The sequence below is a fragment of the Brachybacterium sillae genome, from assembly GCF_025028335.1.
GTDB lineage: Bacteria > Actinomycetota > Actinomycetes > Actinomycetales > Dermabacteraceae > Brachybacterium > Brachybacterium sillae.
This window is the reverse complement of sequence record NZ_JAFEUW010000001.1, coordinates 744,427-756,668: the sequence shown is the minus strand read 5'-3', so window position 1 is coordinate 756,668 and position 12,242 is coordinate 744,427. Positions and strand designations below refer to the sequence as shown.

Genomic DNA, 12,242 nt, shown 5'->3' with positions numbered 1-12,242 from the left:
ACGAGCGGGCGCCGCCCGTCTCAGCATCACGAGGAGTGCGATGGCATCCACCGTGCCGGCTCTGCCGCAGCTCGACGAAGCGCTCGCGCAGTCGGTCGCCACCGAACTGGCCTCGGTGGAGGATTCCCTCCGGGAGGCCGTTGCCAGCCATGACGCGCTGATGCGGTGGACTGCCCGTCACCTCCTGGATGCCGGTGGCAAGCGGGTGCGCCCACTTCTGACCCTTCTCGCCGCCTCCTTCGGCACGATGTCGTCCACGGAGGTCCGCGATGCCGCTGTGTTGGTGGAGCTCACTCACCTGGCGAGCCTCTACCACGACGACGTCATGGACTCCGCCCCCACCCGTCGCGGCGCCGCCAGCGCGCATGAGGTGTGGGGCAACAACGTCGCCATCCTCACCGGGGACTTCCTCTTCGCGCGGGCCAGTGCTCTCTCCGCCGGGCTCGGCGCAGAGGTCAGCCGCGAGCATGCCCATACCTTCGAGCGGCTCTGCCTCGGACAGCTGCACGAGACCGTCGGCCCGTCGGAGGGCGACGATCCCTTCGACCACTACATCGGGGTTCTGCGCGACAAGACCGCCTCCCTGCTGGCCCTCGCCGGTGGGCTCGGAGCCGACACCTCCGGTGCGCCGGCGGAGATCGGGCGGACCCTGCGTGAGTACGGCGAGATCGTCGGCGTCGCCTTCCAGCTGGCCGATGACGTCCTCGATCTGCGCAGCGACGCCGAGATCTCTGGGAAGACGCCCGGCACGGATCTGCGCGAGGGTGTGTCGACCATGCCTGTGCTGCTGGTGCGGCGTCGGGCCGACGAGGGCGATGTCGAGGCGCAGCGCCTCGTCGAACTGCTCGATGGAGACCTCTCCGATGACGCCGCTCTGGCACAGGCGCTCGATGCCCTGCGCAGTCACCCGGCCGTCGAGGAGACCGATCGCATGGCCCGCTCCATGGCCCAGGCCGCCATCGACGTTCTCGAGCGTCTGCCCCATGCCGCCGGTCGTGATGCCCTGATCGAATTCACCCGCACCCTGGTCGACCGGGGACGCTGAGTCCCGGCTGGGTGAACACTCCGCGTCGGCTGCGTGAACTCGTCAACGCAGTCGTCCACATCGGGTCGCTCCCCCTGGGAGGTCGTCCATAAGATGGATCGGTGTGTCCGGTACGGATCATCCCCAGGATGATGTGAGGACGCGCATACGGGGATGACACGACGACTGGACATGACGCGAGGGAGAGGGCGATGGGATCGACGGCGACGCGCAAGCGTCCGGGGATGATCGTCTCCTCAGCGGTCCTTCTGGTGATCCTGCTCGTGCTGGGCGGTTTCGCCGTCGCCTATCAGGGGGAGAGCCGCACCGACGTCGAGGTGCAGGACGGCATGGTCTGGGTGCAGAACCGCGACCTCGGTCTCGCCGGCCAGGTCAACGTCAAGCCCGCCGAGCTCGCGAACAAGCTCGCCGTCCGCGGAGACGGGGTCGACATCATCCAGTCGGGCTACCACGTGTACTCCACCGACAGTCGTGGATTCAGTCCCATCGACCCGGCCTCCTCCACGCTCAAGCCGCGTCGTGACGTCGGGCCGGACTCCCGTGTCACCATCGGAGGGGACCGCCTCGCCATCGCCGACGGCGAGGGCCACGTGTGGGTGCTGACGCCTGACCAGGCCGAGGAGTTCAACCCCCAGTCGGTCAAGCCCGTCCACACCGCGAAGGGTGGGCGCCCCCAGGTGGCCGTCGGGACCGACGGCACCGTCTACGTCCTCGACGGCTCCTCGCTGCTGGAGTTCCCCCGGTCTGAGACGGCCGCGCCTCCCACGGCCCGCAAACCCTTCGAGGTCGAGGGACTCGATTCCTCCCGGTCGGAGGACGTGCAGCTGTCTGTCGTCGGTGAACGCCCCGTGATCTTCGACCCGTCCTCCCGCTCGGTCATCGTCGCGGAGAAGGGCGGGCGCACCCACACCTTGGACCAGGGGGCCGTCGGTGACCTCGCCGGGGCGCAGCTCCAGCAGCCGTCCGCGCAGAACGACTCGGTGATGCTGTCGACCGCGAACGGCGCCTGGGTGCTCCCGCTGGACTCCGGTGAGGCGCGGGAGATCCCGGGGCGGGGCGCGGGACGGCCGGTGCCGCCCGCCTACGTCGCCGGCTGCTACTACGCGGCGTGGAACGTCGCGAACACCTACCTGCGCGAATGCGGCGGCGAGGGTCCCGGACCGACACCGATCCCGGAATCCCGACCCGATGCGGACCTGCGCCTGCGGGTCAACGGTGACCTGGTCGTCCTCAACGACGTCGAGTTCGGTTCCTCCTGGATGATCTCCTCCTCCATGGCCCTCGTGGAGCAGTGGAAGGTGATGCAGGAGATCCGCATCGACGAGCGCAAGAAGGAACAGCAGGACAAGACCGTCACCACGCGGATCACGAACATCGTCACCGACCGCAATCGGGAGAACCGGCCGCCCACCGCCGCGCCCGACGAGTTCGGGGTGCGCCCCGGGGGCCACGTCGTGCTGCCGGTGCTGCGCAACGACACCGACCCCGATGGGGATGTCCTGACGGCCTCCGTGGTGGGGGACCAGCCCGGCATCGGCCGGGTCACCCCCATCCGCGGCGGCACCCAGCTGCAGGTGCAGGTCGATCCGCAGGCGCAGGGGTCGGCCACCTTCACCTACCGCGCCGCCGACGGCCGCGGCGGGGCATCCGAGGCGCAGGTGACCCTCACCGTGGTCCCGCCCGAGGAGAACACCGAACCGGCCCCGGTGAAGGACGCGGTGCTGAAGCTGAAGATCCGCGGTGGGGAATCGGCGTCCCTCAACGTGCTGCCGTACTGGCAGGACCCGGATGGGGACGCCATCTCCCTCCACCAGGCGACGATCGCCCCGGAGGACCAGGTCACGTTCCGTCCGGACGGCCATCTCACCGTCCACGACGCGGGGCTGAAGACCGGCACGAAGCGGATCGATCTGCAGGTGCGCGACGAGAAGGGTCTCGTCGGAGCGGGCGTATTGGAGGTCGAGGTCGTCGACGACGCCGACCTGCCGCCGGTCACCACCGCTGACCACCTGGAGGTCGTGGCGGGACGGTCCGCGACGATCCGCCCGCTGGTGAATGACATGAACCCCGGGGGAGGGGATCTCGACCTCGCGGCCGTCGGCGAAACCTCCGGACTGGAGGTCGATGCCGATCTGACCTCGGGTGCCGTGACGGTGCGGGGGGAGTCCCCGGGCACCTTCTACCTCGACTACTCGGCCGTGTCCGGGGCGGCGTCGGCGAAGGGCCTGATCCGCGTCGACGTGGTGGAGCCGACCCGTGAGGCCCTTGAACCGGTGCCCGTCGCGGACCAGGCAGTGCTGACCATCGGTGGACGCACCCTCGTCGATCCGTTGGAGAACGATGTGGATCCGACCGGTGGGGTGCTGGTGGTCGGCAGCATCGAGGTGCCGCCGAACCGGGGGATCAGCGCCCACGTGCTCAATCACGGTCTCGTGCGTTTCGAGGCGGAACCGGGTGCACAGCCCGGTCAGGAGCCGGTGCCGGTGACGTACACCGTCGCGAACTCCTCCGGCACCTCCACCGGGACGATCCTGGTGATGGTGGTGCCGCAGGAGACCCAGTTCGCCAACCCCGTCACCGTGCCCGACCGCGGGGTGGTCCGCGAAGCGGACGTCGCGGTGATGGACGTGCTGGCGAACGACACCTCTCCGACGGGCTCCGAGATGCACGTCACCGACGTCGCCCTCGACGCCGAGGCCGAGGACAAGGGCATTCTCGAACTCGTCGACGACCACGTCCGGTTCATCGCGCACGACGGCTCCGCCGGTGATGTCGCGTTCACCTACACCGTCACCGATGAGACCGGCCGCCAGTCCGCCTCCCGCGGCACGGTGCGGATCATCTCCGCCGACGACCCCAACGATCCGCCGTCACCGGAGAACGTCGTCGCCCGGACAGAATCCGGCGGCACCGTCCAGATCCCGATCTCCACGCAGAGCATCGACCCCGACGGCGACACGACACTGCTGATGGGGTTGGCGTCACCGGCTCCGCGTCTGGGGAAGGTGATCAGCGCCCGCGGTGGTGTCATCACGTACCAGGCCTTCGATGACGCCGTCGGGACCGACCGGTTCCAGTACCAGGTGATGGACCGCAATGGCGGTGTGGCCACCGGTGAGGTGCAGGTCGGCATCGCCCGGCCCTCGGGTCTGAACCAGCCGCCGCTGACGATCGACGACCACGTGCAGGTGCGCCCCGGTCGAGAGGTCCAGGCGCGGGTCCTGGACAACGACTCCGATCCGGAGAGCGCCCCCCTGGCGATCGTGCACAGCGAGACCGAGAGCATGAACGACGCCCTCACGGTGAGGGAGCCCGCCTCGGAGACGTCCGCCACCGTCGACCTGATCGCGCCGACCGAGCCCGGATCGTACGCAGTGGCGCATACCGTCAGCGACGGACAGTTGAGCTCCCCGTCGGTGCTGACCGTGACCGTGGATCCGAAGGCGCCGCGGCGGGCCCCCATCGCCCGGGATGACTTCGTGGACCCCGCGGCTGTCCTCGACCCCGAGGGCAGCGGGATGGTGCGCGTGGCCGCGAAGGACAACGACTCCGATCCCGATGGCAGCGTCGAGAACCTGCAGATGGACCTCGTGGACGCCCCGGAGGGCGCGCGCATCGTGGATGCCGCCACCGGCACGGTGGAGGTTCCGGTCGCCGACGACCTGCAGCGCATCCGTTACCGGGTGACCGATGAGGACGAGCAGAGCGTCTACGGATTCATCTGGGTGCCGGGCCAGGCGAAGCAGGCGCCGCAGTGGGTGGGTGGCACCATCACCACGAAGGCCGGTTCCGCCGTGGACATCGATCTGCGCTCGGAGAAGTCCGTGCGGGTGCGCCCCGGTGGTCGCCCCGTCTCGATCGTGGACCCGGACAGCATCTCCGCCGCCCACCACGATGGTTCTCCGCTCGCCACCGACGTCGGTTCCCTGCGGTACAACCCGGCCGCTGGTTTCGCCGGTGAGGACACCATCACCGTGGAGGTCACCGACGGCCAGAACCCCGGCGACCCGGCGGGCGCCGTGTCCACACTGCAGATCCCGGTGAGGGTCACCGCGACCGAGCAGATCAACCGCCCGCCGACGCTGCAGGGTGCGGTGCTGTCGGTGGAGCAGGGCGGCAACGCCAGCACCGTCGACCTCGCCCGAGGTGCGAAGGATCCCGATGGCGACCAGCTGCGGTTCGCACTGGGTGACGTCGCCGCCCCGAAGGGTGTGACGATCGGCCTCGACGGCACCACGCTGTACGCGCAGGCGGCACAGTCCGTGCCCAAGGGCACCACCGTGCAGGTCCCGGTGTCGGTCACTGATGGGAAGAGTGACTCCGTCGGGGCGCAGGTGCAGCTGACCGTCACGGGATCGCGGGAACCGCTCATCCAGACGGTCCGCGATGATGTCCAGATCGACGCCGGGACGTCGCAGACGGTGCCGGTGCTCGCCAACGACGCGAACCCGTTCCCGGACGCCCCGACGTTGAAGGGTGCGGTGGTGACCGCCGGCCGAGGGACCATCGAGGTCCGCGGCGACTCCGTCGTCCTGACCCCTGCGGAGGATTTCCACGGGATCCTCAGCGCGCAGTACACGGTCCTCGATGCCACCGGTGATCCTGAACGGCAGGTCTCCGGGGAGATCCGTGCGACCGTGCGGGCGCGACCGGAACCACCGTCGGCGCCGCGCGTGCGGGAGATCGGCGATGGCCGCGTGGTGCTCGAGTTCAGCGCCGGGGCCGACAACGGTGCGCCCATCACCGGGTACACGGTGCGGGCCGTCAGCGGTGGCGACGTGACGCAGGAGTGCGCCAGCACCACCTGCACCGTCACGGGTCTGACGAACGGCACCACCTACACCTTCCAGGCCACGGCCACCAACGCGGTCGGCACGTCCGACCCGTCAGCGACCAGCGCGCAGGCCCGCCCCGACGTCAAGCCGGAGGTGCCCGCCGCGCCCCGCGTCACCCGCGGTGATGGCGAGCTGGAGGTGTCGTGGCAGGAGCCTCAGAACAACGGGTCCCCGATCGTCGGTTATGACCTGCGGATCCTCGATGCCGAGACCGGAGGCACCCGCACGCAGCAGTTCGGGCCGGACGCCCGGTCCATGACGTGGCCCGGTCTGGTCAACGGCCGGAACTACACGTTCCAGGTGCAGGCCCGAAACGGTGCCGAGGAGCCCTCCGGGTTCTCGGCGTCGTCGACGCCCGAACATCCCGCCGGTCCGCCGGGGGCTCTCGAGGGCAAGGTCACCGCCACCCATGTGCAGGACGCCATCGGTGGGTCGATCGACGTCTCCTGGCCGGCCATGACCTCGACCGGGGAGACCAACGGGGAGCCGATCACCGAGTACATCGTCCGTGCCTCCGATGGGTCGACGCAGCGCGTCCCGGCGTCCCGTACCTCGGTCTCGTTCCGCGATCTCGACCCTGACACGACCTACACCTTCACGGTCACCGGTGTGAACTCCGTCGGGACCGGGCAGACGCCGTCGGCACCGTCGAACGGGGTGCGGCCCATCGGTATCCCGAACAGCCCGGGGAACGTCTCCGCGTCTCTCGGTGACCCGGGGTCCCGTGAGGCGACGGTCTCGTGGTCCGCGCCGGAAGCGCGGGGCGGCCGCATCGAGAGCTACCTGGTGCAGTGGAACGGTGGTTCCCGCGAGGTGAAGGCCGGGTCGACCTCCACCACCATCAACGGGTTGACCGACGGCACCAGCTACCGCTTCACCGTCATCGCGAAGAACGCCGAGAACTCGTCCGAGCCGTCGGCCCCCTCGGCGGCGGTGATGCCGTTCAGTGCGCCCGATGCCCCGACCGTCTCCCTGTCACCGCAGAAATGCACCAGCCGCACCTCCTGCACCGTGGACCTGAGCGTCCGGGCGAACGGGGACGGAGCCAACGGTCAGCTCGGCGTGAAGAGCCTGCAGGTGCAGGTCAACAACGGGAGCACGACGACGATCTCTGGAACCCAGCATTCCCAGACGCTCACGGTCGCTTCCGGGGAGAAGGTCACCGTCACCGCGCGCGCCACCAACACCAAGGGAGCCACCAGCTCCGCGACGACCAAGTCCGCCACGGCGCAGACCTACATTCCGCCCACCCCTGTCCTCGTGGGAGACGGTCCGGACTGGCGCGGTTACGGTTCGGCTCGGTACGAGACACTCTGCAAAGGCGGCAAGGACAATCCTGATTCGCCGTGCAACTACTTCACGGTGACGATCGGGAATCTCGAGCCCAACAGCAGTGTGGTGGTCGAGTACCACAACTGGGCGCGACCCGAGCCGTCGAACTGGAAGCACATGGAGCTCACTGCCGACAGCCAGGGCCGCGTGACAACCGACCTTGCCTTCTACGGCTTCACGAAGGAGCTCCCAGGCGAAAACGGACCCTTCACCGTCACAGTGAATAAGCAGCGCGTCGGCGGCGAGTATTACGCCCCCAGTCAGTGACAGTACGCGGACTGGACCGCCAGCACCGACCCTTCACGATCCCCCCCGCAATGGCAGACCCTCGAAAGCGAGACCCCCAGACATGTCCATGACCCCGGAGCAGGCCCGCTGGTTCTCCGAGACCTTCGACACCCTGGTGCAGAGCATCGGTGAGGCCGTTCTCGGCAAGGACGACGTGGTGCGCCTGGTGCTCACCGCCATGCTGGCTCCCGGCCATGTGCTGCTGGAGGATGTCCCCGGCACCGGCAAGACCTCGCTGGCGCGGGCGCTCGCCGCGACCGTCCAGGGGTCCTCCTCCCGCATCCAGTTCACCCCGGACCTGTTGCCCTCCGACGTCACCGGCGTGACGATCTACGACCAGTCCGAGCGGAAGTTCGAGTTCCATGAGGGCCCCGTCTTCGCGAACGTCGTGCTGGCCGACGAAATCAACCGCGCCTCCCCGAAGACGCAGTCCGCGCTTCTGGAGGTGATGGAGGAGGGTCGTGTCACCGTCGACGGTGTCAGCCATGAGGTGCCCGCCCCGTTCCTCGTGATCGCCACTCAGAACCCGATCGAGCAGGCCGGTACCTATCGCCTGCCGGAGGCGCAGCTCGATCGCTTCCTCATCAAGACGTCGCTGGGATATCCGGACCACGCCTCGACGGTGCAGATCCTGCAGGGAGCCGCCACACGCGACCGCTCCGCCGCCCTGACGCCCCGCATCTCCACCCAGGCCGTCGCGGACATGTCCACCCTCGCCTCGACAGTGCACGTCGATCCGGCGGTGCTCGACTACATCTCCCGCCTCATGGAGGAGACCCGCATCGCCCCCGAGGTGCGGGTGGGTGTCTCCGTGCGCGGTGCGCTGGCGCTGGTGCGCGCGGTGTGCGTCTGGGCGGCCGCCCACGGACGCCACTACGTGATCCCCGATGACGTGAAGGACCTGGTGGAGCCGGTGTGGCTGCATCGCTTCGTGCTCGACCCGGAGGCCGAGTTCTCCGGGGCCACGGCGGCAGGGGTCATGAGCCGCATCGTCGCCGAGGTCGCGCCGCCGCAGGCCCGCACCGCCTCGGCATGAGCGCACCGTCCGCCGAGGCCCGCCCCCCAGCAGCCGCTGCCCGGTTGCGCGGCGCCGGGTCGACTGCTTGGCGCGGCGCTCGCACCGGTGCGGTCGCGACGCGGCGGTGGGCCCAGCACCGGGTGCGTCCCGTGCTCGACATCATCAGCCCCTGGGGGTGGGCGGTGGTGCTGGTGGCGGCGCTCGCCTGGGCCCTGGGTCTGCTGCTGCACGTCACCGAGCTCGCGGTGCTTGCGGCCGTCCTCACCATCGTGCTGCTGGTCGCGGCGCTGTTCATCCTCACCAAGCCGGCGTACGCGATCGATCTGAACCTCACCGGCCACCGGGTCGTCGCAGGGGAGCGGGCCTTCGGACAGGTCGACGTCACCAACCCCACCAAGAGGCCACTGCTCGCGTCCCGGGTGGAGCTCGTCGTCGGCCCCTCCTCGGCGCAGTTCCTGGTGCCGCGCCTGGCCCCGGACGCCACCCACGAGGAACCCTTCGCCATCCCCACCCGGCGCCGCACCGTGCTGACCGTCGGGCCGATCCGTTCCGTGCGGGATGACCCGCTGTCGCTGATGCGCCGGCAGGTCCGGTGGACCGCGGCCCAGGAGGTGTATGTGCATCCGCGCACGGTCCGTCTGGACGACGCCGCCAGCGGGTACCTGCGTGACCTGGAGGGCACGCCGAGCTCCGACCTGTCCTCCTCCGACATCGCCTTCCACGCGCTGCGGGACTACGTGCCCGGGGACGATCTGCGGCACGTGCACTGGCGCACCACCGCCCGCACCGGGCAGCTGATGGTGCGGCAGTTCGAGGAGACCCGCCGGTCGCACGTGGTGGTGGCCCTGGACAATGCACGGGACCGGTTCACCAGCGCCGACGAATTCGAACTGGCGATCTCCGCCGCGGCGTCGCTGGGAGTGCAGACTCTGCGGGAGGAGAAGGAGCTGACGGCCCTGTCGATCGACGGCCGCGAGTCCAGCGTCTCCCCGCGACACCTCCTCGACGACTACACCCTGCTGGAGGCCCGTACCGGACGGCATCCGCTGCACGAACTCGGTCGCCGCGCCGCCGACGGCGCCCCCACCGCATCGGCGGTGTTCCTCGTGGTCGGGGCCGCCGCCACCCCGCGAGAGCTGAACTCCGCTGCGCGACAGCTGCCACCGGGTCTGCTCGCCGTCGCCGTGCGCTGTGAGGACGGAGCCGAGCTGCGCCGCTCCCGCCTCGGTGACCTGCACCTGGTCACCGTCGGGCGTCTCCAGGACCTCCCGCGCGGGCTGAGGGCGGTGAGCGCATGAGCACCGCCGTCACCCCCGACCGGGCCGCCGCCGACCGCCGCGACGGGGCCCTGCGGCGCCGCCGCCTGCTGGATGCCACCGCGGTGTCCTTGCTGCTGCTCCTCGGGATCCTCGGTTTCCACGAGGCGTATGGCACCCCGTACTACCTGCTGACCGGTGGTGTCGCCCTGTGCGTCGCCCTCGGAGCCTCCCTGCTGGGGCAACGGTGGCACTGGGGTCCTCTGCGCATCGCCCTGCTGCTGCTGATCGCCCACCTGCTGCTCGGAGCCGCCCTGGTGGTGCCGGGGCGGGCCCTCGCCGGGGTGCTCCCCACGCCATCGGCCCTGCTGGAGCTGCTGCGCACACCTGTCACGACGTGGCGCACGATGCTGACCATCGCGCCACCGGTGGGCACCAGCCAGAACGTGTTGGGTGTGGTGTGGCTGAGCACGCTCCTGCTCGGAACCGTGGCATTCTCCCTGGTGCTGCGTACCCGGCAGTACCTGGCGGCGTGGCTCACCGCATTGCTGGTGAGCGTGGTCGCGGTGGTGTTCGGCACCCTCGAGACCCCCTTCGGCATGCTGCGCGGACTGGCGCTCGCCGCGGTGTCGCTGGCCTGGTTGACGTGGCGCTACGAGAGTGGGCGGATCGAGACCTCCCGCTCCACTGTGATCGCGGAATCCGCCTCCGCAGGGTCCTGGAGCAACCCGCTGCTGCGGCGGCGTGTCATCGGTGGTTCCCTCATCATCCTGCTGGCCCTCGGAGGCGCCCTCCTGGCGCGGCCCCTGCTGGAACCGAGCGAGGCCGAGGCCCGCTACGCCCTGCGGGATCAGGTGGTTCCGCCGTTCGACCAGCATCGGTACGTCTCCCCGCTGTCGGACTTCCGCTACTACACGAAGACGCAGAAGGATCAGGTGCTCTTCACCGTCGACGGTGTCGAACCCAAGGAGCTCATCCGCCTGGCCACCATGGACCAGTACGACGGCAACGCGTACAACGTCGCCGGAGGCCAGGACGAGGCATCCCCCAGCGGAGCGTTCCTGCGGATGGCCGACGGGGTGGACCTGGCGAAGCCGTCGGCGGCGGCCCGCACCTCCACGCTCTCCGTCGCCGCCTACCGCGGCCCCTGGGTGCCCACCCTGGGGGAGCGCACCAACCGGTTGACGGTGGAGAGCGGGTCGACGGAGCTGCGGGACTCCCTGGTGTTGAACGACGCCACCCAGACCGCCGCCAGTGCTGAGGAACTCCGCGGCGGCGAACAGTACCGCCTGGTGTGGGAGCCGTACCGGGCACCGACCGCCGCGGAGCGCGAACGGCTGCGATTCGCGGACGTCGCCCTGCCGGCGAACGTTCCCCTGGACCCGAAACTGGAGGAGCTCGCCGAGCAGTGGGCCGGTGACGGGCCGGACCTGCAGCGCGTCCAGAACATGGTGACGGTGCTGAAGCAGAACGCCACCTACTCCCATGGCATCGAGCGTGATGAGGCCCCCTCCCCGTCGGGTCACAGTGCCAAGCGCCTGCTGGACATGCTGGAGGAGACCGGTCTGGACCCGGACGATCCGGCGGCCACCCCGACCGGTCTGATCGGTGACGAGGAGCAGTTCGCCGCGTTGATCGCGGTGATGCTGCGGTCCCTGGACATCCCCGCCCGCGCCGTCGTCGGGTTCCAGGTGCCGGAGGGGGCCTCCGGTTCGGTGCAGATCACCGGCGCGGACGTCACCGCATGGGTGGAGGTCGCGGTGGAGGACGGGCGCTGGGTGCGTTTCGACGTCACCCCGGACGATGAGAACACCCCCACCCAGCCCCAGGAGGAGCCGGTCGAGGACCCGCAACCGAACGTGGCGCAGCCCCCGCCTCCACCGGCGGAACCACCCACGCTGCCGCCGGGGGCGATCTCGAACGACCGGCCGCAGGAGAACGAGGTGCCGGAGGAGGCCCGCTCCTGGGCGGTGTACCTCGCCTGGGCGGCCGCCTCCCCGCTGCTGTTGGCCCTGGCGGTGGTCCTCACGGTGCTGACTCTGAAGGCGCTGCGGCGACGTCGACGCCACCGGCGGCCCGACACCGCCGGGATGCTCCACGGGGGGTGGCAGGAGATCCTCGATCGGCACACAGACCTCGGTGGCCGCCTGGATCCGACCGCCACCCGCGAGGAGACCGCCCGCGTGCTGCAGGACCGGTACCCGTCAGCGGAGATCCTGCCTGTGGCGCAGATCGTGGACCGTGCCGTCTTCGGTCCGGACGACCTCGACGATCCACAGGCCCAGCAGGCATGGGACCGAGCCATGGCCGCCCGACGTAGCATGGCCGGACCCCTGCCCTGGCATCGCCGGTGGCGAGCGGCGATCTCGTGGCGCTCCTTGCGCAGCGGTGGTACGCAGCGTCGGCAGCTGCGCCGCCGACGACGCCAGTCCGCCCGGCAGGCCCGACGTGCACGGAAGGACGGCTGA

Annotated in this window: 5 protein-coding genes; all 5 read left to right on the top strand. The window is 70.1% G+C overall.

Annotated features, from left to right (window positions below; genetic code table 11):
- The first annotated feature begins 40 nt into the window (after positions 1–40).
- The 5 genes from JSY14_RS03380 to JSY14_RS03360 all read left to right on the top strand — a co-directional run bounded on the left by JSY14_RS03380 (position 41) and on the right by JSY14_RS03360 (position 12,242).
- On the top strand, positions 41–1,045 hold the full coding sequence (locus JSY14_RS03380; protein WP_259557353.1) for a polyprenyl synthetase family protein: 1,005 nt from the start codon (positions 41–43) through the stop codon (positions 1,043–1,045).
- A 191-nt stretch (positions 1,046–1,236) separates the two neighbouring features.
- The gene (locus JSY14_RS03375) at positions 1,237–7,479 is read left to right on the top strand and encodes an Ig-like domain-containing protein (RefSeq protein WP_259557352.1); all 6,243 of its coding nucleotides are present in this window, start codon (positions 1,237–1,239) and stop codon (positions 7,477–7,479) included.
- Between the two features lie 82 nt (positions 7,480–7,561).
- Complete coding sequence (locus JSY14_RS03370) at positions 7,562–8,536, top strand: AAA family ATPase (RefSeq protein WP_259557350.1); 975 nt, start codon at positions 7,562–7,564, stop codon at positions 8,534–8,536.
- Entirely contained in the window at positions 8,533–9,816 is a 1,284-nt protein-coding gene (locus tag JSY14_RS03365; protein WP_259557349.1) for a DUF58 domain-containing protein, read from the top strand. The genes JSY14_RS03370 and JSY14_RS03365 overlap by 4 nt, the downstream gene beginning before the upstream one ends.
- Positions 9,813–12,242 (top strand): transglutaminase-like domain-containing protein, encoded by a 2,430-nt coding sequence (locus JSY14_RS03360; RefSeq protein WP_259557348.1) that lies wholly within the window; start codon positions 9,813–9,815, stop codon positions 12,240–12,242. The genes JSY14_RS03365 and JSY14_RS03360 overlap by 4 nt, the downstream gene beginning before the upstream one ends.

Bases quoted from the DNA above. Each gene is read 5' to 3' on its own strand.
- JSY14_RS03380 (WP_259557353.1), top strand. From the start codon at position 41: ATGGCATCCACCGTGCCGGCTCTGCCGCAGCTCGACGAAGCGCTCGCG.
- JSY14_RS03375 (WP_259557352.1), top strand. From the start codon at position 1,237: ATGGGATCGACGGCGACGCGCAAGCGTCCGGGGATGATCGTCTCCTCA.
- JSY14_RS03370 (WP_259557350.1), top strand. From the start codon at position 7,562: ATGTCCATGACCCCGGAGCAGGCCCGCTGGTTCTCCGAGACCTTCGAC.
- JSY14_RS03365 (WP_259557349.1), top strand. From the start codon at position 8,533: ATGAGCGCACCGTCCGCCGAGGCCCGCCCCCCAGCAGCCGCTGCCCGG.
- JSY14_RS03360 (WP_259557348.1), top strand. From the start codon at position 9,813: ATGAGCACCGCCGTCACCCCCGACCGGGCCGCCGCCGACCGCCGCGAC.